This window comes from Pantoea sp. NPDC088449 (assembly GCF_044753225.1).
Lineage (GTDB): Bacteria > Pseudomonadota > Gammaproteobacteria > Enterobacterales > Enterobacteriaceae > Pantoea > Pantoea floridensis.
This window is the reverse complement of sequence record NZ_JBIVMT010000001.1, coordinates 559,341-582,496: the sequence shown is the minus strand read 5'-3', so window position 1 is coordinate 582,496 and position 23,156 is coordinate 559,341. Positions and strand designations below refer to the sequence as shown.

Annotated in this window: 23 protein-coding genes; 14 read left to right on the top strand and 9 right to left on the bottom strand. The window is 54.2% G+C overall.

The features are described from left to right. Positions 1–68: 68 nt before the first annotated feature. The 4 genes from cydD to infA all read left to right on the top strand — a co-directional run bounded on the left by cydD (position 69) and on the right by infA (position 4,859). On the top strand, positions 69–1,838 hold the full coding sequence (cydD, locus tag ACIP6T_RS02780; RefSeq protein WP_400455248.1) for a cysteine/glutathione ABC transporter permease/ATP-binding protein CydD: 1,770 nt from the start codon (positions 69–71) through the stop codon (positions 1,836–1,838). Further along, positions 1,838–3,568 (top strand): heme ABC transporter ATP-binding protein/permease CydC, encoded by a 1,731-nt coding sequence (gene cydC, locus ACIP6T_RS02775; protein ID WP_345829906.1) that lies wholly within the window; start codon positions 1,838–1,840, stop codon positions 3,566–3,568. Before cydD ends, cydC begins: the two co-directional genes overlap by 1 nt. A 33-nt stretch (positions 3,569–3,601) precedes the next feature. Continuing rightward, complete coding sequence (aat, locus tag ACIP6T_RS02770) at positions 3,602–4,294, top strand: leucyl/phenylalanyl-tRNA--protein transferase (RefSeq protein ID WP_400455245.1); 693 nt, start codon at positions 3,602–3,604, stop codon at positions 4,292–4,294. A gap of 346 nt (positions 4,295–4,640) precedes the next feature. Further along, positions 4,641–4,859 carry a translation initiation factor IF-1 gene (gene infA / locus ACIP6T_RS02765; RefSeq protein WP_002211347.1) on the top strand — a complete coding sequence of 73 codons (219 nt, stop codon included), beginning with the start codon at positions 4,641–4,643 and terminating at the stop codon, positions 4,857–4,859. 90 nt (positions 4,860–4,949) lie between these two features. Here the strand turns inward: infA and clpA are convergent, their stop codons facing one another. Both clpA and clpS read right to left on the bottom strand, forming a co-directional pair. Continuing rightward, complete coding sequence (clpA, locus tag ACIP6T_RS02760; RefSeq protein WP_097094380.1) at positions 4,950–7,229, bottom strand: ATP-dependent Clp protease ATP-binding subunit ClpA; 2,280 nt, start codon at positions 7,227–7,229, stop codon at positions 4,950–4,952. Positions 7,230–7,284: 55 nt separating this feature from the next. After that, positions 7,285–7,605: an ATP-dependent Clp protease adapter ClpS gene (clpS, locus tag ACIP6T_RS02755; protein ID WP_007887621.1), complete on the bottom strand. Its 321-nt coding sequence runs from the start codon at positions 7,603–7,605 to the stop codon at positions 7,285–7,287. A gap of 323 nt (positions 7,606–7,928) precedes the next feature. Here clpS and cspD point away from each other — a divergent pair, with 323 nt between their 5' ends. Continuing rightward, positions 7,929–8,156: a cold shock-like protein CspD gene (gene cspD / locus ACIP6T_RS02750; protein ID WP_007887624.1), complete on the top strand. Its 228-nt coding sequence runs from the start codon at positions 7,929–7,931 to the stop codon at positions 8,154–8,156. 90 nt (positions 8,157–8,246) lie between these two features. Here cspD and ACIP6T_RS02745 read toward each other — a convergent pair whose 3' ends face one another. Beyond that, positions 8,247–9,887, bottom strand: a complete 1,641-nt coding sequence (locus tag ACIP6T_RS02745; RefSeq protein ID WP_097094381.1) for an ATP-dependent endonuclease — start codon at positions 9,885–9,887, stop codon at positions 8,247–8,249. 137 nt (positions 9,888–10,024) lie between these two features. Between ACIP6T_RS02745 and ACIP6T_RS02740 the strand changes: the two genes are divergently transcribed. From ACIP6T_RS02740 to ltaE, 3 genes are all read left to right on the top strand, one after another. Beyond that, positions 10,025–10,921, top strand: coding sequence for a lysine exporter LysO family protein (locus tag ACIP6T_RS02740; RefSeq protein WP_097094382.1), 897 nt, complete (start codon positions 10,025–10,027; stop codon positions 10,919–10,921). Positions 10,922–11,032: 111 nt separating this feature from the next. Continuing rightward, positions 11,033–12,754 carry a ubiquinone-dependent pyruvate dehydrogenase gene (poxB, locus tag ACIP6T_RS02735; RefSeq protein ID WP_097094383.1) on the top strand — a complete coding sequence of 574 codons (1,722 nt, stop codon included), beginning with the start codon at positions 11,033–11,035 and terminating at the stop codon, positions 12,752–12,754. A 67-nt stretch (positions 12,755–12,821) separates the two neighbouring features. Further along, positions 12,822–13,823, top strand: coding sequence for a low-specificity L-threonine aldolase (gene ltaE / locus ACIP6T_RS02730; RefSeq protein ID WP_345826981.1), 1,002 nt, complete (start codon positions 12,822–12,824; stop codon positions 13,821–13,823). A gap of 57 nt (positions 13,824–13,880) precedes the next feature. On the opposite strand, the gene ACIP6T_RS02725 is transcribed toward ltaE, so the two are convergent. Both ACIP6T_RS02725 and ACIP6T_RS02720 read right to left on the bottom strand, forming a co-directional pair. Then, the gene (locus ACIP6T_RS02725) at positions 13,881–14,705 is read right to left on the bottom strand and encodes an N-acetylmuramoyl-L-alanine amidase (protein WP_097094385.1); all 825 of its coding nucleotides are present in this window, start codon (positions 14,703–14,705) and stop codon (positions 13,881–13,883) included. After that, entirely contained in the window at positions 14,705–15,025 is a 321-nt protein-coding gene (locus tag ACIP6T_RS02720) for a heavy metal-binding domain-containing protein (protein ID WP_097094386.1), read from the bottom strand. The genes ACIP6T_RS02725 and ACIP6T_RS02720 overlap by 1 nt, the downstream gene beginning before the upstream one ends. Before the next feature lie 108 nt (positions 15,026–15,133). Here ACIP6T_RS02720 and ACIP6T_RS02715 point away from each other — a divergent pair, with 108 nt between their 5' ends. From ACIP6T_RS02715 to artJ (ACIP6T_RS02690), 6 genes are all read left to right on the top strand, one after another. Next, positions 15,134–15,673: a lipoprotein gene (locus ACIP6T_RS02715; RefSeq protein ID WP_345826982.1), complete on the top strand. Its 540-nt coding sequence runs from the start codon at positions 15,134–15,136 to the stop codon at positions 15,671–15,673. Between the two features lie 239 nt (positions 15,674–15,912). Further along, the gene (artP, locus tag ACIP6T_RS02710; RefSeq protein WP_097094388.1) at positions 15,913–16,641 is read left to right on the top strand and encodes an arginine ABC transporter ATP-binding protein ArtP; all 729 of its coding nucleotides are present in this window, start codon (positions 15,913–15,915) and stop codon (positions 16,639–16,641) included. A gap of 15 nt (positions 16,642–16,656) precedes the next feature. Continuing rightward, positions 16,657–17,388 (top strand): arginine ABC transporter substrate-binding protein, encoded by a 732-nt coding sequence (artJ, locus tag ACIP6T_RS02705; RefSeq protein WP_097094389.1) that lies wholly within the window; start codon positions 16,657–16,659, stop codon positions 17,386–17,388. 6 nt (positions 17,389–17,394) lie between these two features. Further along, positions 17,395–18,108, top strand: coding sequence for an arginine ABC transporter permease ArtQ (artQ, locus tag ACIP6T_RS02700; RefSeq protein WP_345826984.1), 714 nt, complete (start codon positions 17,395–17,397; stop codon positions 18,106–18,108). A 3-nt stretch (positions 18,109–18,111) separates the two neighbouring features. Continuing rightward, a complete protein-coding gene (gene artM / locus ACIP6T_RS02695; protein ID WP_008102451.1) occupies positions 18,112–18,780 on the top strand; it encodes an arginine ABC transporter permease ArtM in 669 nt (222 codons plus the stop codon). 128 nt (positions 18,781–18,908) lie between these two features. After that, positions 18,909–19,640 carry an arginine ABC transporter substrate-binding protein gene (artJ, locus tag ACIP6T_RS02690; protein WP_400455237.1) on the top strand — a complete coding sequence of 244 codons (732 nt, stop codon included), beginning with the start codon at positions 18,909–18,911 and terminating at the stop codon, positions 19,638–19,640. Positions 19,641–19,643: 3 nt separating this feature from the next. On the opposite strand, the gene rlmC is transcribed toward artJ (ACIP6T_RS02690), so the two are convergent. The 4 genes from rlmC to potH all read right to left on the bottom strand — a co-directional run bounded on the left by rlmC (position 19,644) and on the right by potH (position 23,154). Then, positions 19,644–20,765 (bottom strand): 23S rRNA (uracil(747)-C(5))-methyltransferase RlmC, encoded by a 1,122-nt coding sequence (gene rlmC / locus ACIP6T_RS02685; RefSeq protein WP_400455235.1) that lies wholly within the window; start codon positions 20,763–20,765, stop codon positions 19,644–19,646. A gap of 48 nt (positions 20,766–20,813) precedes the next feature. Continuing rightward, a complete protein-coding gene (locus ACIP6T_RS02680; protein WP_400455233.1) occupies positions 20,814–21,281 on the bottom strand; it encodes a YbjO family protein in 468 nt (155 codons plus the stop codon). Between the two features lie 74 nt (positions 21,282–21,355). Then, on the bottom strand, positions 21,356–22,201 hold the full coding sequence (potI, locus tag ACIP6T_RS02675) for a putrescine ABC transporter permease PotI (RefSeq protein ID WP_097094394.1): 846 nt from the start codon (positions 22,199–22,201) through the stop codon (positions 21,356–21,358). After that, positions 22,198–23,154 (bottom strand): putrescine ABC transporter permease PotH, encoded by a 957-nt coding sequence (gene potH, locus ACIP6T_RS02670; RefSeq protein ID WP_345826987.1) that lies wholly within the window; start codon positions 23,152–23,154, stop codon positions 22,198–22,200. The genes potI and potH overlap by 4 nt, the downstream gene beginning before the upstream one ends. Positions 23,155–23,156: the final 2 nt, after the last annotated feature.

The window sequence follows — 23,156 nt, the reverse complement described above, 5'->3', positions numbered from 1 at the left end:
CAGGCGCCCGACATTGCTGGGTTTTCATCCGGGATTCATATCTCTTTTGAGTTACCAAACGGCATCGCATGAACAAATCACGGCAACAAGAACTTCTCCGCTGGCTTCGTCAGCAACGGCATCATGGTGCGCGCAGCTTACGCGTGGCTTCACTGTTGGGTTTTGCTGGCGCATTAGTGATTATCGCGCAAGCCTGGCTACTGGCGTCGCTTTTACAAAATCTGATTGTGGCACAACAGCCTCGCGCAACGCTTCTCAACGATTTCCTGCTATTACTGCTGTGTTTTGTTCTACGAGCAGGTTTGCACTATGCACGCGAAATGGCAGGGCATCGTGCTGGCGTCGCGATTCGTCGTGCGCTACGTCAGCAGGTGCTGGATCGGCTCAATGCATTAGGCCCCGCCTGGATACAGGGCAAGCCCGCTGGTAGCTGGGCTACACTGCTGCTCGAACAAATCGAAGAGATGCAGGAATATTACGCGCGCTATTTGCCGCAAATGTCACTCGCTATCTTTATTCCGCTGGCCATTTTGATTGCCCTATTCCCAATCAATTGGGCAGCCGGGCTGATTCTACTCGTGACCGCGCCGCTCATTCCGCTGTTTATGGCAATGGTCGGTATGGGGGCAGCGGATGCGAATCGTCGTAACTTCCTGGCCCTGGCAAGGCTTAGCGGCGATTTCTACGATCGTTTGCGGGGTCGTGAAACGCTGCGCCTGTTCCATCGTGCCGCCGCCGAAGAGCAGGCAATCGCCAATAGCACTACAGATTTCCGCCAGCGCACCATGGAAGTGTTGCGCCTGGCTTTCCTCTCCTCCGCCGTGCTGGAGTTTTTCGCTTCTCTGGCGATAGCGGTCGTGGCGGTCTATTTCGGCTTCTCCTATCTTGGCGAATTAAATTTTGGCCATTACAGTACCGGCGTAACGCTCTTTGCCGGATTCCTGGCGTTGATTTTGGCACCGGAGTTTTTCCAACCCTTGCGCGATTTAGGCACCTTCTATCACGCTAAAGCCCAGGCGATTGGTGGAGCAGATGCGCTGGATCAGTTTCTCCGCGAAAGCCCCGATGCCGCTACTGAACAAGATTCGACTGTGCTTTCCCTCGCTGCACCGCTGGTGATACAGGCGAAGAATTTGGTCGTGATGACCGCCAGAGGTGAAGCATTATCGCAGCCGCTGAATTTCACCCTTGCTGCTGGTAAGCGTGTCGCCTTGGTAGGACAAAGCGGTGCCGGGAAAACGGCGTTGATGAACGTACTGCTCGGCTTCCTGCCTTACCAGGGTTCTCTGTGGATAAATGGTCAGGAACTGCGGGAGATCAATCGCGATAGCTGGCAACACCATCTCGCATGGGTAGGACAAAATCCGCATTTACCTGCCTTAACGCTGCGTGAAAACTTGCTGCTGAACAACCATGTGGATGACGTCACGCTTAAAGCTGTGCTTCAGAAAGCGGGAGTAACTGAGTTTTTAGACCGTCTGCCACAAGGATTAGATACCGTTCTGGGCGATGGAGGAATTGGCCTTTCCGTTGGTCAGGCGCAGCGTGTTGCTGTTGCGCGTGCGCTACTTAAACCCGCGCAACTGTTGCTGCTTGATGAGCCCGGATCTGGCCTTGATAGTCAAAGTGAACAACACGTTATCAACGCATTACACGAGGCGGCATCACAACAGACCACGCTCATGATCACCCATCAACTTAACGATCTGGAGAACTGGGACGAAGTGTGGGTCATGCAGGCGGGGCAGTTGATCCAGCAAGGTCATTGGCAGCAGTTGATTGCACAGGATGGACCGTTACGCCAAATGGTTAAACATCGTCTGAAGGAGATCGCATGATGAACAGCTTATTGCCCTTTCTGCGTCTTTTTCGTCGTCACCCGTGGCGACTGGGACTTGGCATTATTCTCGCGATCGTCACCTTACTCGCTAGCATTGGACTACTAACGCTATCAGGCTGGTTTCTCGCCGCATCTTCCCTGGCGGGTGTCGCTGGACTTTACAGCTTCAATTACATGCTGCCTGCCGCAGGCGTGCGAGGCGCGGCTATCACGCGGACGGCAGCACGCTATTTTGAGCGTTTGGTAAGCCATGATGCCACCTTCCGCGTACTACAACATTTGCGGGTATTCACCTTCAGCAAACTTATTGCGTTGGCACCTGAACAGTTAGCGCGTTTTCGTCAGGGTGAATTACTGAACCGCTTCGTCAGCGATGTGGATACGCTAGATCACCTTTATCTGCGGGTGATTTCCCCCCTGGTTGGCGCAGCCGTCGTCATCGTGGTCGTCACCTGCGGTTTAGCCCTGCTGGATGTCCCGTTAGCACTGCTGTTGGGAGGCGTCATGCTACTTACGCTGCTACTTATGCCACCGCTTTTCTGGCGTTTAGGTACGGCATCTGGACATCAAATTGCGCAACATCAATCCCGCTGGCGCATGCAATTAACACATTGGCTTACCGGATTATCTGAGCTGAAGATCTATGGCGCAGCGCAGCTATGGCGCAAACATCTCAATCTAGAAGAGTTCCGCTGGCAACAGGCACAACGCCGGCAGCATCGTTTGCAGGCGCTGGCGCAAAGTCTGTTAATGCTGATCAGTGGAGCTACGGTCACGCTTCTGCTGTGGATTTCTGCCAACGGCGTAGGCGATAATTCTGCTCCAGGTGCACTGATTGCGCTGTTTGTATTCTGTGGATTAGCGGCCTTTGAAGCCCTTGCACCGGTTGCCGCCGCCTTTCTGCCTCTGGCGCAGGTGAGCGGCGCTGCACAGCGCGTGCAGGAGATCATTGAACAACCCGCAGCCATTCGTTTCCCCAGCGTTAAGGTTGAAAGCGCTGCGGGTATTCACTTAAAACTGGAAAACATCTGCTTCAGCTATCCGCAACGTCCAGAACCCGTATTACAGCATTTCTCCTTATCACTTCGTGCTGGCGAACATGTGGCACTCCTTGGGCCGACTGGCTGCGGCAAATCGAGTCTGTTAGCCCTGATTACCCGAGGATGGGAAGCACAACGAGGCTCAATCACGTTGAATGACATCGCGCTGGCTGATTGGGATGAAGCAACGTTGCGAAGCCGCATTAGCGTCGTTACGCAGCGCGTACATTTGTTCAGCCAAACATTGCGCGATAATTTGTTGCTGGCCAAACCAAACGCCACTGATGAGCAGTTAGTTGAGGTGCTGCATCACGTTGGTTTGCCACAGCTTGTCGAACAGAGCGAAGGTTTGAATGCATGGATGGGTGATGGCGGCCGACCGCTATCCGGCGGCGAAATGCGTCGCCTGGCGATTGCTCGTGCATTGCTGCACGATGGCGATTTATGGTTACTCGATGAGCCCACCGAAGGTTTGGATGCCAGCACCGAACAGCAGATTCTTGCGCTGTTGCGGCACGTGAGCAGCGGTAAAACGTTGATTATGGTGACGCATCGCTTGACCGGTTTAGACGCAATGGATCGTATTTGCGTGATGGATCAGGGGCAGATTGTTGAATCCGGTACCCACGCCGAATTAATCTCAAAAGCAGGCCGCTACTGGCGTTTCCATCAGCGCTTTACGCTATAGTCTTAGCCAACAGCACTGAGTGTGATTAATGCAATGAGACTGATACAGCTTTCACGGGATTCATTAAATTTCCCCCCCCCTGAAATGGCACTGCGCGAGCCAAATGGATTATTGGCGATGGGCGGCGATCTCTCCCCTGCCCGTTTAATGAATGCTTATCAGCGTGGCATTTTCCCGTGGTTTTCTCCTGGCGATCCCATACTTTGGTGGTCGCCGGATCCTCGCGCAGTGATGTTGCCGGAATCATTCCATCTCAGCCGCAGTATGGCGCGCTTCCATAAGCGATCGCCTTATCGTGTCACCATGAATCATGCCTTTCCTCAGGTGCTGGAAGGCTGCGCCAGCAATCGCCAGGAAGGTACCTGGATCACTTTTGAAGTGAAACGCGCCTGGTTACGTTTATACGAATTAGGCCATGCGCATTCGATTGAGGTGTGGAACGATCAGCAACTGGTAGGTGGCATGTATGGATTGGCGCTGGGACAAATCTTTTGCGGCGAGTCGATGTTTAGTCGCCAGGAAAATGCCTCAAAAACTGCGCTTTGGGTGTTCTCGCAGCATTTTCTTGCTCATCATGGGCGGTTAATAGATTGCCAGTTACTGAATCCGCATACTGCATCGCTGGGAGCGGTTGAAATTCCGCGTGTTGATTACTTACAGTACGTGCAAACGCTGGCGTGGCAACCCGTTTTAGATCATTGCTGGCAAACACAAACCCTTTTTTGACATTGCTCCCAGATGTTTTGCACACAATTCCCGACAAAAGTGATACAATAAGCGAGTTTGGTATGTCGTCCGCGCTTCGCTGTGGCGAGCCGGAATTGCCAGGTTGGGAATCTCACACATTTCCCGAAGCTGTTTTGATTGTGCACCTGATGCCGATTGCTACAGATTCTTAGCCCGCTAATCCCCCGCAGACGTCAAAAAACACCCTAATTTATCCGTACTGCACGCGCAACGGCGCGACGCACGGCGAAGCGTTGGCAAAATCATCAACGGTTCTTTACATAAATCATGGAATTCGGCATTATCTTGCCGGTTCAACAGTTTGGTAGTACACCCAGAGGATTCGATGGCCAAAGAAGACAATATTGAAATGCAAGGTACCGTACTGGATACGTTACCGAACACCATGTTCCGCGTAGAGCTTGAAAACGGGCACGTGGTTACCGCTCATATCTCCGGTAAAATGCGCAAAAACTACATCCGCATCCTGACGGGCGACAAAGTGACTGTCGAGTTGACCCCGTACGACCTGAGCAAAGGCCGCATTGTCTTCCGTAGTCGCTAAGTAACTGTTCACACCTCGCGTTGGTTACCTTTATTTAGCGCGAAAAAAAGGCCGGATTCGCATCCGGCCTTTTTCATATCTACGCCACAATCAGTGAACGGTACCTTCGGTTTTACGTTTTTCCGCACTCAGGAAATGATAAGTAAGCTGGTTTTTCTCTTTATCCAGCGCGACTGACACCGATCCACCATCAACCAGCGAACCAAACAGCAGTTCATTCGCCAACGGTTTCTTCAGATTTTCCTGGACGGCACGTGCCATCGGACGCGCACCCATCGCTTTGTCATAACCTTTATCAGCCAGCCAATCTCGCGCATCATCACTCACTTCAAGCGATACGCCCTTAGCATCCAGCTGAGCCTGCAACTCGACGATAAATTTGTCCACTACCTGATGAATCACCTCCTGTGACAGGTGACGGAACCAAATAATGTTATCGAGACGGTTGCGGAACTCTGGCGTAAAGATCTTTTTAATCTCTTCCATCGCGTCTGTGCTGTTGTCCTGATGAATCAGGCCAATCGACTTACGTTCCGTTTCACGCACGCCAGCATTGGTGGTCATCACTAGCACCACGTTGCGGAAATCTGCTTTGCGGCCGTTGTTATCGGTCAGCATACCGTTGTCCATCACCTGCAGCAGCAGGTTGAACACATCCGGGTGTGCTTTCTCGATTTCATCCAGCAACACCACAGCATGTGGATGCTTAATCACCGCATCGGTCAGCAAACCACCCTGATCGAAGCCGACGTAACCCGGAGGTGCACCGATCAAACGGCTAACGGTGTGACGCTCCATATACTCGGACATATCAAAACGCAGCAGCTCAATGCCCAGCGCTTTTGCCAGCTGAACCGTGACTTCGGTTTTACCCACACCCGTAGGTCCAGCAAACAGGAACGAACCCACCGGCTTACGATCCTGCCCCAAACCAGCACGGCTCATTTTGATTGCTTCAGTCAGTGCTTCAATCGCATTATCCTGACCAAACACCAGCATCTTCAGACGATCACCGAGATTTTTCAGCGTATCACGATCGGTTTGTGACACGCTCTGCTCGGGAATACGTGCAATACGCGCCACCACCGTTTCGATGTCAGAGACATTGACCGTTTTCTTACGCTTACTCACCGGCACCAAACGCGCACGCGCACCCGCTTCATCAATCACGTCAATTGCCTTATCGGGCAGATGACGATCGTTGATATATTTCACCGCCAGCTCCACCGCCGCACGCACCGCTTTCGCGGTATAGCGCACGTCATGATGCGCTTCGTACTTCGGCTTCAGACCATTGAGGATCTGCACGGTCTCTTCCACAGAAGGCTCGGTGATATCGATCTTCTGGAAACGACGCGCCAGCGCACGATCTTTCTCAAAGATGTTGCTGAACTCCTGATAAGTAGTTGAACCCATCACGCGGATTTTACCGCTGGAGAGCAATGGCTTGATCAGGTTTGCCGCATCCACCTGGCCACCCGATGCCGCACCGGCACCGATAATGGTATGGATTTCGTCAATAAACAGGATGCTATTGCTGTCCTGTTCCAGCTGTTTCAGCAGCGCTTTGAAGCGTTTTTCAAAATCACCCCGATATTTAGTACCGGCCAGCAGCGAGCCGATGTCGAGAGAGTAAATGGTGCACTCTTTCATCACCTCAGGCACGTCGCCCTGCACAATACGCCAGGCAAGACCTTCAGCAATCGCGGTTTTACCTACGCCCGATTCGCCCACCAGCAGCGGGTTATTCTTACGACGACGGCATAATACCTGTACGGCACGCTCCAGCTCTTTATCGCGGCCGATCAGCGGATCGATTCCGCCGACACGAGCAAGCTGATTAAGATTGGTGGTGAAGTTTTCCATACGATCCTCCCCGCCTGCTTGCTCTTCGTTAACCGGATTCTCCGCATTGTTCTGCGGCTGGCCGGGTTCATCTTTACGCGTACCATGGGAGATGAAGTTCACCACATCGAGACGGCTCACTTCGTGTTTCCGTAGCAGATAAGCCGCTTGTGACTCCTGCTCGCTGAAAATCGCGACCAGCACATTGGCGCCGGCGACTTCGCTGCGACCGGAGGACTGGACGTGGAATACTGCACGCTGCAGCACACGCTGGAAGCTGAGCGTAGGTTGGGTATCGCGCTCCTCTTCAGTGGCTGGCAGCACCGGTGTGGTTTGTTCGATGAAGGCTTCGAGTTCCTGACGCAGAGCCACGATATCCACCGAACAGGCTTCCAGTGCCTCTCTGGCCGACGGGTTACTGAGCAATGCCAGCAACAGATGCTCGACGGTCATAAACTCATGACGGTGCTCGCGCGCTCTGGCGAAAGCCATGTTTAAACTGAGTTCCAGTTCTTGATTGAGCATTTGGCACCTCCCACAATTATCGCTCTGACAACCTATTTCCTATATGGAGATGGTCTCAGGCTTTTTCTAGCGTACACAGCAACGGATGTTCATTATCTCGTGCGTAATTGTTCACCTGGGCTACTTTGGTCTCCGCCACTTCTGCAGTGAATACACCACAGATTGCTTTTCCATGGTAGTGAACTTTCAACATCAGCTGCGTTGCACGTTCAATATCATAAGAAAAGAACTTTTGCAGAACGTCAATAACAAATTCCATAGGTGTATAATCGTCATTATTCAGAATGACTTTATACATTGAAGGCGGCTTTAACCCTTCGCGTACTTTATCTTCGGCGAGATGTTCAAAATTAAGCCAGTCGTTTGTGTTTGCCATAATGTTCCGTCGAAATTCTGCGTTACGGTTGTGCACATTTCTGCGCCCATTCCTAAAGTTTAACATGCCTGTCAAGCCGGCTTTTACTTGCTAAAAAGTGGCCCTAAAAGCACATGCGCGACCTGTATCACAAAATTTGCAATAGCGTTAACTGCCTCAAATTTTGATGAATTTATCCCCATCCGCCAGGGCCGTTTGCTTGACGATAAGGTCCGTTTCTCTACATTCTACTAACACAAGCTGATTGAGTTTTAAACAAGCTCGACTCACAGCTTCAATGACCTCACCTACTTATCAAAATGTCTTGCGAGGGAAGTAAAAGCATGGAGACGGGTACAGTAAAATGGTTCAACAACGCCAAAGGCTTCGGTTTTATCTGTCCGATTAGCGGCGGCGACGATATCTTCGCACACTACTCCACGATCCAGATGGAGGGATACAGAACGCTGAAAGCTGGCCAGCAGGTTCAGTTTGATGTCCATGAAGGACCAAAAGGCAATCACGCCAGCTTGATAGTGCCCTGTGAAGCCACGCAAGCCGCGGTCGCTTAACGCGCATGCTGTTTCACGTATTCTGACCACTCCCGAAAAAAAATGCCAGCCGCAGACGCTGGCATTTTTATTTGGCGAACTCCGCCTTCCTTAATCTGCTCGACCACGCGCTAACCACATTACGCGGGAAAACAACTGTTCAAGCAGCGGCGGGATGGCGCCAGGCCCACGTTCTGCCGCGGCCATGGCAACGGCAATCGCTAACTCAGGCTTTGAGCTGTGTTGAATCGCTTTAGTAATAATACGCCGCGGATTCATGGGGACGTTTAACGGCAGGTGCGCCATTTGATGATAAATATCGCTAAAACCCTGCTTGTAGAGAAAATGCTCAATGTCCGGTGCCGGAAATTGTGTGAGATGTTCCTCTTCGCGACCGTGCGAAGGGAGCTGACTGCGGGCGGTAGCAGCATATTTGCTGCCCGCCTGATCTCCATCGGTGAGAACATGCCAGGCGATGCCCATTCGTTGGGCAAACTTCAGTAAAGGCTTAAGACCCGACTGCGCAAACTCAATCACTTTTACGCCTTCCGCCGCAAAGTGATAGCCGTGTTGCCGTGCCAGTTCATTAATGATCCACACTTCCGTTTCGCCCTCCACCAAAAGCCAGCAGCGGGCAAAGAGCGCGGAGGGACGATTAACACGAATATGAAAACCGATGCGACGACTCTCTTCAGCACTCAAGCCTTCAGGACCAATGCGCCATGCCGCCACGCGGGTAGGTTCACGCACCAGGCGACACACGTTCTCCAGCGGTACTTGCGAAAGCAGTTCACCCGAGTTGGTGGTCGCAATTTTTTGGAGTGGCATCAGCTCCAGTAAATTCCACGCCACTGACAGCATAATAGGATGCAGCCGCGTTTCAGGATCTTCCACCAACAGCAGCGGGTGCGCACCCGCGGGCAGCGCCTCGTTACCGTGTGCCTGAATAAGTAATGAAAACATGCGCAGCAAAATCACCTGACGGCTCCGCGATTCCGTGCCCGCAATAAGATGGTTGAGCTTGTCGAGTGAGCGCCAACCCTGGCTCCCCTCCCGCATTTCCGGGGCAACCCTTACCGCGCTACTACTTGATTGCTGCACCAGAAAATAGTGCTCCAGCAGTTGCTGCATGGTGTGTAATCCCTGCCGAAGAAGATCATCACTGAGAGTCTGCGGCCGCACGACCAAATCTCGCGTCAGTTTTTCCACTTCCTGCGCTAACGCTGTCAGCGTTGTGGCACGATATTCAGCGTCGTGTTCAGTATGCCGGGCCCGGCGGCCAAACCGCGCATCACGTAACCGCAGCACCGGATAATAAGCGCGCAGGTGTGCCAGCGCTGCGTCGGTGCCCGGCATGGGTAACACATCACCGCGTTGATCGATAAAACGCCACGAGGTTTTTACCCCCTGATCCTGACGTTTAGCGCGCGTACTAAAACGGATAAAGCGTCCCTGCTCATCGCGCTGCCAGAAGGGCTGAAACACAGCGTCTTCCTCGTTGCTCTGGGCGCGAAAACAAAATATCAGCTGCAACTGCCGCATGCGGGCATCCACATCGCCAGGCGGGAAATGAAAGTCGTGCTCGGTGAATTGATAAGGTTCAGCGGCCGGTGCCAGCAATAGCGTCAGCGCGTCCAGCAGGCTCGATTTACCCCAGGCATTTTCCCCAATCAACAAATTGGTAGCGGTGAGCGGCAATGACAGCCGATTAATACCGCGAAAACCGTGAATTTCGATATGTTCCAGAATCATCATACAATCCATCCGCTGCTTTGCCTGAGCATGGTCCGCCGCGTGGCGTTGGTCAAGTCAGTACCGGGGGAAAAGGTTTACACTTCAACTGTTTTTCGCTAGCGTGGCAACCCTTCACACATGGATAGAAACCCAACATGTACGGATTGATCATCATCCTTTTGCCGCTGATTCTCGGCTACCTGCTGCCGCTGCGGAATACCACCCTTTTGCACGCCGTCGCCCGCACATTAAGTGCGCTGGTGTATATCATTCTGTTCTTCATGGGCACCAGCCTGGCCTTTCTGGATAACCTCAGCAGCAATTTGCTCACTATTTTCCACATCGCGCTCGTCAGCATGATGAGCATTCTTGCCTGTTCGCTGCTGGCTTTGTGGCTACTGGAACGACGCTGGCCGTGGCATCATCAGCACAAACCCCAGACGCTGCCGTCGCGCCTGCATATGGCACTGGAATCACTCAAGCTTTGCGCATCGGTGCTGGCGGGTTTTCTTCTGGGGTTGAGCCAATGGGATCCGCTGCGTCACGCCACCACCATCAGCGAATATGCTTTAATGCTGATGCTGTTGCTGGTCGGTATTCAACTGCGCAGCAGCGGTATGACGCTGCGTCAAATCACCCTTAACCGTCGCGGGATGGTGGTGGCAATGGTGTCGCTATGCAGCGCGCTGTTTGGCGGCATCCTTGCCGCATTTCTGCTGGATTTGCCGATCAAAACCGGTCTGGCGCTGGCGAGCGGTTTTGGCTGGTATTCGCTTTCAGGGATTTTGATCAGCGAATCGTTCGGCCCGGTGGTGGGTAGTGCGGCCTTCTTTAACGATCTATTACGTGAACTGATCACCATAATATTCATCCCGCTGTTGATCACCCGCCAGCGCAGCATGACGCTGGGACTGAGCGGCGCAACCTCAATGGATTTCACCCTGCCAATCCTGCAACGCACCGGTGGTATAGAAATTGTCCCGGCTGCGATTGTGCACGGTTTTATTATGAGCCTGCTGGCCCCTATCCTGATTGCGCTTTTCTCAGCCTGAATAGTGAAGCGCATTTTTTCACGGCTGCGCCCCAGCGACATCGTCTACGCTTTCTGACTGACACGTTTCCGCCATCGGCATGGATGGCTCAACACCAGAAAGGAGCAAACGATGAAGCAAACTGTGGCCTCACTGCTGGCGAAAACACTCGAAAGCGCTGGCGTAAAACGCATCTGGGGCGTCACCGGTGACTCGCTCAATGGGCTAAGCGATAGCCTGAATCGTATGGGAACCATCGAATGGATGCCCACACGCCATGAAGAAGTAGCCGCCTTTGCGGCCGGCGCTGAAGCGCAAATCAGCGGTGAACTGGCGGTGTGTGCCGGTTCCTGTGGTCCGGGCAACCTGCATTTAATTAATGGTTTGTTTGATTGTCACCGCAACCACGTCCCGGTGCTGGCGATTGCCGCGCATATTCCCTCCAGCGAAATTGGTAGCGGCTACTTCCAGGAAACCCATCCGCAAGAGCTGTTCCGCGAGTGTAGTCATTACTGTGAACTGGTCTCCAATCCAGAGCAGCTGCCGCAGGTGCTGGGTATTGCGATGCGTAAAGCGATTCTCAATCGCGGCGTGTCGGTAATTGTGATCCCCGGCGATGTCGCGCTGCAGCCTGCGCCGGAAAGCGCACGTAGCGAATGGTATCCGCCACAGCTGCCGCATGTGGTGCCGTCCGCCAGCGAAGTGGCGCGCTTAGCCGAAACGCTGAACGCGGCGGAAAATATTACCCTGCTGTGCGGCAGCGGTTGCGCCGGTGCGCACGCTGAAGTGGTTAAGCTGGCGGAAACGCTGAAAGCGCCGGTGGTGCATGCAATGCGCGGTAAAGAGCACATTGAATACGATAATCCTTATGATGTTGGCATGACCGGCCTGATCGGCTTTTCGTCCGGCTTCCACGCGATGATGAACGCCGACACGTTGGTGCTGCTTGGAACACAATTCCCCTACCGCGCGTTCTATCCTGCGGATGCCAAAATCATTCAGATTGACATCAACCCTGGCAGTCTCGGCTCGCACAGCCATGTCGATATGGCACTCGTCGGCGATATCAAAACGACCCTGCATGCGCTGCAACCGCAGCTCACCAGCAAAACCGATCGTCAGCATCTGGACAAAGCACTGGAGCATTATGTCGATGCGCGTAAAGGGCTCGACGAGCTGGCAACCGCCAACGATAAACTGCCGATTCACCCGCAGTATCTGGCACAGCAAATCAGTGAATATGCCGATGATGACGCCATCTTTACCTGCGACGTCGGTACGCCTACCGTGTGGGCAGCGCGCTATCTGAAGATGAACGGTAAGCGTCGCCTGATTGGCTCGTTCAATCACGGTTCAATGGCCAACGCCATGCCCCAGGCATTAGGCGCACAAGCGCTGAATAAGCAGCGTCAGGTGGTTGCGCTATGCGGGGACGGTGGATTTAGCATGCTAATGGGTGATTTCATTTCAGTGGCACAGCTGAAACTGCCGGTGAAACTGGTGATTTTCAATAACAGCGTGCTGGGCTTTGTGGCGATGGAGATGAAAGCCGGTGGCTATCTCACCGATGGCACCGATCTGGAGAACCCGGATTTTGCCGCCATTGCCGCCGCCTGCGGCATTAAAGGTATCCGTGTGGAGAAAGCCTCCGAACTGAACGGCGCGCTGCAGGAAGCCTTTGCCCATGATGGTCCGGTGCTGATTGACGCGATTACCGCGAAGGAAGAGTTGTCGATGCCGCCGCAGATCAAAGCCGAACAGGCCAAGGGATTCAGCCTGTACATGATGCGCGCCATTCTGAATGGGCGCGGTGATGAGATCGTGGAGCTAGCGAAAACCAACTGGCTAAGGTAAAACAATTCAAGCCAAATATGATGATAACGCGGGCGCTTCGCCCGCTTTTTTATTTCAGGAGAGCGACGTGATCGATTTACGCAGTGATACCGTAACCCGCCCCAGTGCCGCCATGCTGGATGCCATGATGGCGGCCGAAACCGGCGATGATGTCTACCGTGATGATCCTACCGTTCACGCACTGGAAGTTGAAGCCGCACGTTTGAGCGGCAAAGCCGCTGCCCTGTTCTTCCCAACCGGTACGCAAGCGAATCTGGTTGCGCTGCTGTGTCACTGCCAGCGCGGAGATGAATACATCGTTGGCCAGCAGGCGCACAACTACAAATATGAAGCCGGTGGCGCAGCGGTACTTGGCAGCATTCAGCCCCAGCCGATTTTGCACGCTGAAGATGGATCACTGCCGCTGGCCGACGTGGCTGCCGCCATCAAACCCGATGATTTCCACTTCGCCCGTACGCGCCTGTTGAGCCTGGAAAATACCCATCACGGTAAAGTACTGCCGCTGAGCTATCTGGAGCAGGCGTGGAAATTCACCCGCGAGCGTAAGCTGGCGCTGCACATTGATGGCGCCCGTATTTTTAACGCCGTGGTGGCGCAGAATGTTGCGCTGGAAGCGATTGCGCGCTATTGCGACACCTTAACTATTTGCCTGTCAAAAGGCCTTGGTACGCCGATCGGTTCGCTGCTGTGTGGCAGTGAAGCCTATATTGAAGAAGCGCGCCGCTGGCGCAAAATGACCGGCGGCGGCATGCGTCAATCCGGCATTCTGGCCGCAGCGGGGCTGTATGCATTAAAGCATAATGTGGCGCGTCTTAAGGACGATCATGATAACGCTGCGTGGCTGGGCGAGCAGCTAAGCGCCATCGGCGTTGAGGTGGTCAATCAGCACACCAATATGCTGTTTGTGAAAGTGCCGGCAGAGAACGTTGAAGCACTGAAGAGCTGGATGCAATCGGGCGACGTGCTCATCAGCGTCGGGCCGGTAACGCGCATCGTGACGCATCTGGATGTCAGCCGTGAGGATCTGCAACGGCTGGTGGCGCACTGGCAGGCATTCCTGCAGCAGTAAATCCTGGTACGCATCAATGCTGCAAGGGTCGCCAATGATGGCGCCCCTTGCACTACATCACTGCGCCGCACCGTACTTCGCTAATAACGCGCGGGCAATCGCCAGAGTTTCGGCATCGGCGCTACCGCGATAATCACGCGGGCGGAAATGCATCTGAAACGCCGCAATCAGCTTGCGCTGCATCTGTGGCGTTGTCGCTGCCGAGACATCGTAACCATAGCGCTGCAGCGCATCCAGTAATTCTGCTTGATCCACTGCGTCTTCCGCTGCACGACCATACAGATAACGCTTTACCGTTCCGGGCTCTGGCCAGGCACCCAGGCCATGTTCCGCCAGCTGCTGCCAGGGAAAAAGTGGCCCCGGATCTTGCTTGCGCTGCGGCGCAATATCGCTGTGACCCACCACATTTTCCGGCGTGATACCATAGCGCTGGGTAATATCTTGCACCAGCGCTACCAGCGCACTGATTTGCGTCGGAGTGAAAGGCTGCCACTGTAACCCCGTTAGGGTACGGCGGTAGCCGCTATTAACCATTTCAATGCCAATCGAGGTGTCATTGATGCGCGTTGCGCCGCGCCAGAAGCTGGGCCCCGCATGCCAGGCTAACTGGCTCTCCGGCACCAGTTGCCAGATCACGCCCTGGCCTTTTTTCTGCGGAGGATGCTGCGGAATCAGGTAATGCGCGCTAACTTCACGATCGGTCAGCGTTGCCAGTGAACTGGAAAAATCCTCAGCGGTGTAATGAATGACCACCACTTTAATGCGCGGCCGCGCGCCCTGGGCTGGATGAGCGGTATCCACCCAATACCCGTGACGCGCTTCAATCGATGAGTGACAAGCGCTCAACAATAGCGCCATCACCAGCAGGACCACTCCGCGCATTAGCGAATAATCACGGCTGTGCCGGTAACGCTCACCATCAACATGCTGCCTTCTTTACCTACCGTTTCGTAGTCAATATCGATACCTACCACCGCATTGGCGCCAAGCGCTTTGGCCTGCTCTTCCAGCTCTTGAAAGGCGATCTGCCGCGCTTTGCGCAACTCTTTTTCGTAAGCCCCCGAGCGCCCACCCACGATATCGCGGATACCCGCGAAGAAGTCGCGGAAGATATTGGCCCCCAGAATCGCTTCCCCAGCGACGACACCGCAATATTCACTGATGCTGTGCCCTTCCAGCGTTGGCGTAGTGGAAAACTTCATCAACTTCTCCTTTTCTGAATCAGCGAGTTATAGCTCTTACGGCGTAAAAGCAAGGCTATACTCTATGCTAAAAATGGCGCTTTGCCAGTGAACAATAAGGAAATCGAGATGAGAACCCATGCCTTTGCGCTGCTTATTCCCGCGGCGTTGCTGCTAAGTGCTTGTACCACCGTTGAACCGGTCATTAAGGATAATGGCCCGCGCACCGCGGCCTGTATTGATGGCGGCCCGGATAGCGTGGCGCAGCAGTTCTACGATTTACGCGTCAGCCAGCCAACGCAGGGCTTACCGGATAGCACCCAGCTGGCGAAATACCGCCCTTACCTGAGCGATCGTTTGTATCAGAAACTGCTGAGTGCCAGCAGCCAGAACCCGAAACCGGCGGCGTGGACCAGCGGCGACCTGTTCTCCAGCCTCGCGCAAGGCCCGACGTCGGCCGATGTGGCCAGCGCCTCTTCCATTCCTAATCGCGACGCGCGCAATATCCCGCTGCGCGTGGATTTGAGTCGCGACGATAAAAAGTGGCATGACGAAGTACTGATGATCCACGAAGGCACCTGCTGGGTGGTTGATGACGTGCGTTATGTCAGTGATGTACCGCACGTCAATGGCGGTTCATTGACGCAGCTGCTGGAAGCGAAAAAGTAGTCGTTCACTTTTCCAGCACTCAGTTCTAATGATTAGCGCGCCGCATCCTTGCGGCGCTTTTTGTTTATATTTTGTGAACTACATTCGCCTCCTCAGCCCTTACCCGCCGTGAGTGGCGCGATAATGTGCTACGCTTTGGGAGTTTTACTGCTGTTAAATAAATTTTAACCCACCGCAATTGCATAACTATTCTGGTGACGTTAAGATTCACGACACTAATTACTATTCATTTTTTGCGCATGAGTATTCAACTAAACGCCATAAACTGTTTTTACGGTGCCCACCAGGCACTGTTCGATATCAACCTGGCTTGTCCGCAGGGAGAAACGCTGGTGTTGCTCGGCCCGAGTGGCGCGGGTAAAAGTTCGCTCCTGCGCGTCCTTAATTTGCTGGAGCAGCCGCGCTCCGGCAGCCTGCACATTGCCGGTAACCAATTCGATTTCGCCAAACCACCTTCTGACAGCGCCATTCGTGAACTGCGCCAGAATGTCGGCATGGTGTTTCAGCAATACAATCTGTGGCCGCACCTTACCGTGGTGCAAAACCTGATTGAAGCGCCCTGCCGCGTGCTCGGCCTCAGCAAGGATGCCGCGCGTGCGCGTGCTGAAAAGCTGCTGGATCGCCTGCGTCTGACGCCCTATGCAGATCGCTTTCCGCTGCACCTTTCTGGCGGTCAGCAGCAGCGCGTCGCCATTGCGCGTGCGCTGATGATGGAGCCGCAGGTGCTGCTGTTCGATGAGCCAACTGCCGCGCTCGACCCGGAAATCACCGCCCAGATCGTGAGCATTATTCGTGAGCTGGCACAGACCAACATCACGCAAGTGATCGTGACACATGAAGTGGAAGTGGCGCGTAAAACCGCCAGCCGCGTGGTGTACATGGAAAACGGTCATATTGTTGAGCAAGGCGATGCCAGCCACTTTACACAGCCGCAAACCGACGCGTTTGCTAATTATCTTTCGCATTAAGTCAGGATGCTTCTAATGAAAAAAGTTGTACTTGCTGCATTACTTGCTGGTCTGAGCCTGAGCGCTTCTGCTGCGCAGACGCTGCGTTTCGCTACTGAGGCTTCTTATCCTCCCTTTGAGTTTGTCGATTCCGATAACAAAATTCAGGGCTTTGACGTCGATCTGGCGAACGCGCTATGTAAAGAGATGGATGCCACCTGCACCTTCACTAACCAGGCCTTCGACAGCCTGATTCCGAGCCTGAAATTCCGTCGTTTTGACGCGGTGATGGCCGGAATGGACATCACGCCAGACCGCGAAAAACAAGTGCTGTTCTCCAAGCCTTACTACGATAACTCTGCCATCTTCATCGCGCAGAAAGGCAAAGTGGCAGACGTAGCCGCGCTGAAAGGCAAACGTGTTGGCGTGCAGAATGGCACCACGCATCAGAAATACCTGTCTGACAAGCACAGCGACATCACCGTCGTTCCTTACGACAGCTACCAGAATGCGGTGCTGGACCTGAAAAATGGTCGTATCGATGCCGTCTTTGGTGATACTGCCGTTGTGAATGAGTGGCTGAAACAGAACACCAATCTTGCACCGCTGGGTGAGAAAGTCACCGACAAAGAGTACTTCGGCACCGGCCTCGGCATTGCCGTGCGTCAGGGCAACACTGAGCTGCAGGGCAAGTTCAACGCCGCGCTTGAGAAGATCAAAGCGGACGGCACTTACAAAACCATCTACAGCAAATGGTTCCAGCAGTAATTTCAAATGAATGAAATGATTCCACTCGCAAGCGCCGCCGGCATGACCGTCGGCCTTGCCGTTTGTGCACTGATCGCCGGCCTTGTGCTGGCGATGATTTTTGCTGGCTGGGAATCGATGCGATGGAAACCGCTGGCGTGGATTGGTACTGGCCTGGTGACACTGATTCGTGGCCTGCCGGAAATTCTGGTGGTGCTGTTTATCTATTTCGGTGCATCACAGCTGCTGCTCACCCTGTCCGATGGCTTCCACATTAATCTTGGCCTGTTCAACATCCCGGTGCAGGTGCAGATCGAGAACTTCGACGTCAGTCCCTTCCTGTGTGGCGTGATTGCGCTGGCGATGCTCTATTCCGCCTATGCGTCACAAACCCTGCGCGGCGCGCTTAAAGCGGTGCCGGTAGGACAATGGGAATCGGGCCAGGCGCTGGGCATGAAAAAATCGGCAATTTTTCTGCGCCTGATTATGCCGCAGATGTGGCGTCACGCCTTACCTGGCCTCGGTAACCAATGGCTGGTGCTGCTGAAAGATACGGCGTTAGTCTCGCTGATCAGCGTTAACGATTTGATGCTGCAAACCAAAAGCATTGCCACGCGCACGCAAGAACCTTTTACCTGGTATTTGGTGGCGGCGGCGATTTATTTGATTATTACCCTGTTCAGTCAGGCAGTGCTGCGCCGTATTGAATTGCGCACCACGCGTTTCGAGCGGGGGGCCTAACGCATGCTGGATTATTTACCCGAGCTGCTTAAAGGGCTGCATACCAGCCTAACGCTGACCGTGGCCTCGTTGATTGCTGCGCTGGTGCTGTCCGTGCTGTGCACCATTGTACTGGCACTCAAAGTCCCGGTACTGAATTGGCTGGTGAAAGGCTATATCACGCTGTTTACCGGCACGCCGCTGCTGGTACAGATCTTCCTGATTTATTACGGACCCGGACAGTTCCCCAGCATCCAGAATATTCCGTGGCTGTGGCATCTGCTGTCGCAACCCTGGCTGTGTGCGCTGCTGGCGCTGTCGCTTAACAGTGCCGCCTACACCACCCAGCTGTTTTACGGTGCGGTGCGCGCCATTCCATCCGGTCAATGGCAATCCTGCGCTGCGCTGGGAATGAATCGCAAAGACACGCTGCGTATTCTGCTGCCGTACGCCTTCAAGCGCGCCCTTTCGTCTTATTCCAACGAAGTGGTGCTGGTGTTTAAAAGTACTTCACTGGCCTACACCATTACGCTGATGGAAGTGATGGGGCACGGGCAGCTGCTGTATGGCCGCACCTACGATATCTCGGTGTACGCTGCCGCGGGCCTGATCTATCTGGTGGTTAACGGTTTGCTGACGCTGATGATGCGCCTGGTAGAGAAGCGCGCGCTGGCGTTTGAACGTCGCAACTGATGTACCAAGCGGGTGCAAATTAACGCACCCGCCCAATGATATCTTTAAGCAAAAATATTGCATACAAATTCATTAACTGGCATCGTGTAACCCGTTCCGTCTCTGGCATGGTTTACAGGAGTTATATAATGAAAAAATGGATCGTTGCTGCTGCACTGGCAACTCTGGCAATGAATGCTTATGCGGCCGAAAAAATCCGCTTTGCCTCTTCCGCAACTTACCCGCCGTTTGAATCCCTCGATCACGACAACCAGATTGTGGGTTTTGATATCGATCTGGCAAAAGCCTTGTGCCAGCAAATGAAAGCGGATTGCACCTTCACCAACAACGCCTTTGATAGCCTGATTCCTTCGCTGAAATTCCGCCGCTATGACGCAGTAATTTCAGGTATGGATATCACTGCCGATCGCAGCAAGCAGGTCGATTTCACCCAGCCTTATTATGCTAACTCCGCCATCGTTATTGCCCATAAAGGTCAGTTCACCAACTTCAGCCAGCTGAAAGGCAAGCGCGTCGGCGTGGAGAACGGCACCACGCATCAGAAATACCTGCTGGAGAAACACCCTGAAGTGATCGCGGTGGCCTATGACAGCTATCAAAACGCGATTCTCGATTTGAAAAATGGTCGCCTGAATGGCGTGTTTGGTGATACGGCGGTGGTCAATCAGTGGCTGAAGGCCAATGACGATCTCAGTGCGGTGGGTGAGCACATCACCGATACCGACTTCTTCGGCACCGGCTTAGGCATTGCGGTACGTAAAGGCAACCAACCGCTGCTGAACGAGCTGAATAGTGCGTTAGTCGCGCTGAAGGCCAACGGCACCTGGCAGCAGATCAATCAGAAGTGGTTCCCGGAATAAGCGTTATTTGCTGAGCAAACACAGCACTTCAAAATGCGCGGTATGCGGAAACATATCGAACAGCTGCACGCGGCTAACGCCGTAATCCGCCAGACGCGCGATATCCTGCGCCATGCTGGCCGGATTGCAGCTGGAATAAAGAATGTAATCGGGTGCCATCTCAGTAAGATAAGTACACAACTCTGCACCAATGCCGCGACGCGGCGGATTGACCAGCACCAGCTGCGGCACGGCTTCGCGTGATGTCGCAAACTGCGTTGAATCCAGTGCGGCAAAACTCACCTTCTCCAGACCCAATTGCTGCGCCGACTGCTGCGCGCAGGCAATGGCTTCGGCGCTGATTTCGATGCCGGTCAGCTGCATCTCAGACGTGGCGCAGTGCAAACCAAATCCGCCGACGCCACAAAACAGATCCCACATACTGCTCACCGGCAGCTGTGCGACCCAATCACGTGCGGTGGCATACAGATCCGCGGCAACATGGGGATTGGTCTGGAAGAAGCTTTGCGGGCGAATATAGAGCGGCACCTGGTTGAATTTTTCCGCCAGCGCCTGATCTGGCGTCAGCGCAATCTCTTCATCCCCTTCAAGAATCGCCATATGCACCGGCTGAATATTGGCGGAGATGACTTTCAGCTGCGGCAACTGCTGCTGCAGCCAGGGCAGTGCCGCACGCAACTGCGCCAGCTTACTGGTGGAGCGCAGTACAAAACGCAACATCATGCCGCCCTGCGTGCTTTCGGTCAGCAGCAGAAACTTCAGCTCACCGCGTTTGCGCGCTACGTTGTAGGGTGTTAAACCCGCACGCGCGATAAAGGGTTTAAGTACCTCAAACACCGCGCCAAAGCTAGCGGGATAGAGCGGACAGGCGCACAGATCAACCGGTTCACCGTCGCGCGCCACCATGCCGAGAATGGGCCGCTCAACGCTGCCACTGACCACCATTTTGGCTTTATTACGAAACCCCTGCTGCCCGGATGCCACCGGCGGCAGCCATTCGGCGACTGGCCTTTCCGCCAGCAGCTGCTCCAGCAACGACTGCTTATCATTGAGCTGTTGCGGGTAGGGTTTTTCCAGCCACTGGCAAGAGCGACAGCGGCCGGCATCATAAAGCGCGCAATGCATAGCTTGGCCTGTATTCAGAATCGGGAGAAAAAATGGGGGGCGATTGTATCACCGGTTTCGGAAAAAAGCGCGGCTGCTGGCAGGCACAAACAGCAGCAGCAGAACCAGCACCTCCGGCAGCTTTTGCAGCAGGGTGTGATGAATAATCTGCGCATTGCTTTCGCCGGGAATGCTAAAAATCTCCGGGTAGATCCACCCCACGGAGGCCATCAACATATAGATCAGCACAACGATTTGCGTGGCAACATAGCCCCAGCGTCCGCGGTTGCTGCCGCGCATCAGCGTAAAGGCACAGCGCAGTTCAAACAGGAAAATCAGCTGGCTGGCGATAAAAATCAGCGTGGAATCCCAGGCTTGCGCGCTACGATGCACAAAGTTGGCGAGTTCGTCGAAACCCAGTTCGTTAGCCAGCATCAACACGCTGAGGCAGCGGGTAATGATGATGGCGCAGCCCGCAACCATCACTGGCACCGGCGTGCTGTTAATCATTGAACCGTTTTTCAGGGTTTCCGACATGGTTTAGCTCCGTCACCATAATAAAACGGGCCGAAATAATCAGCCCGTTCTTATGGTGGCAAATGTTACGATGTTCAGCCACGTTTTGCTTTCTGAATATCGCGTAATCGCTGCTTTTCTTCGTGCGCCATAAAGCGCCAGGCGATAAAACCGACTAAACCGACGACAAACAGAATCAGCGAAGCTAAGGCGTTGATTTCCGGATTCACACCACGACGTACGGTGGCGAAGATCGCCATCGGTAACGTGGTAGCGCCTGGGCCGGTGACAAAGCTGGCGATCACCAAATCGTCGAGCGATAAGGTAAACGCCAGCAGCCAGCCGGTAACAATCGCGGGTGCGATCATCGGCACAGTGATCACGAAGAACACTTTCACCGGCGTGGCGCCAAGATCCATTGCGGCTTCTTCGATCGAGCGATCCAGTTCACGCAGACGCGAGTTGATCACCACCGCCACGTAAGCGGTACAGAAGGTCACGTGCGCCAGCCAGATAGTGAGCATGCCGCGATCGCTTGGCCAGCCCAGCGTATTGCCCATCGCCACAAACAGCAGCAGCAGTGACAAGCCGGTGATCACGTCCGGCATCACCAGCGGTGCCGTCAACATAAAAGCAAAGCCGTTATGCCCGCGGAAGCGGCCAAAGCGCACGATCACCACCGCCGCCATAGTACCAAGCACCACCGCCATGGTGGCCGAGAGCGCGGCGATGGTCAGGCTAAGCCCCACCGCATCCAGCATCGCCTGATCCTGGAACAGCACGTTGTACCAGTGGAACGAGAAGCTCTCCCACACCGTCACCAGCTGCGAACTGTTGAAGGAGTACACCACCAATAGCAGCATCGGCGCATACAGGAACATAAAGCACAGCACCAGAATTACGCTGCGCCACGGAGAGCGAATGGTCGGTAACTGGCTCATTCCTTCTCTCCCATTTCACGATTTTGATGCTTATGGAACCAGATGATCGGCAGAATCAGGATCAGCAAAATGATCACCGCCAGCGCGGACGCCACCGGCCAGTCGCGGTTGTTAAAGAACTCCTGCCACAAAATACGCCCAATCATGATGCTGTCCGGACCGCCGAGTAGTTCGGGGATCACGTACTCGCCCACCGCCGGAATAAACACCAGCATCGAACCGGCAATAATCCCGCCTTTGGTCAGCGGCACAATCACGCTGAAAAAGGTCTTCAGTGGACGCGCGCCAAGATCCAGCGAGGCTTCTACCAGCGAATAATCAATTCGCGTCAGCGCGGTATAAATCGGCAGCACCATAAACGGCAGATAGCAGTAAACGATACCGATATACACCGCGGTATTGGTATAGAGAATCACCAGCGGGTGATCGATCACCCCGAGCCACATCAGGAAACGGTTAAGAATGCCGTTGTTGTTGAGCAGCCCCATCCATGCATAAACGCGCACCAGGAACGAGGTCCACGACGGCAGGATCACCAGCAGCAGCAGAATGGTGCGCATTGAAGGCTTACTGTGCGCCACCGCCCACGCCAGTGGATAGCCAATCATCAGGCAGATGATGGTCGAAATGCCCGCCACTTTCAGCGACGTCAGATACGCATCGGCGTAGAGCGGATCGTCGGTCAGCGTAAAGTAGTTGCCGAGATTGAGCACCAGATTGAGCTGACCATCCGCCCAGGTGACCAAATCGGTATACGGCGGAATGGCGCGCGCGATATCAGCGAAGCTGATCTTCAGCACGATCAGGAACGGCAGCAGGAACAGCAGAATCAGCCACAGATAAGGCAGTGCAATCACCAGCTTGCGACCGTGCTGCATTTTAATGCGTGTGGCCCAGCGCTGCAGCGGCGTGCCCACCACTTCTGGCGCGCTGCGTTGAGAAATCTGGCTCATAT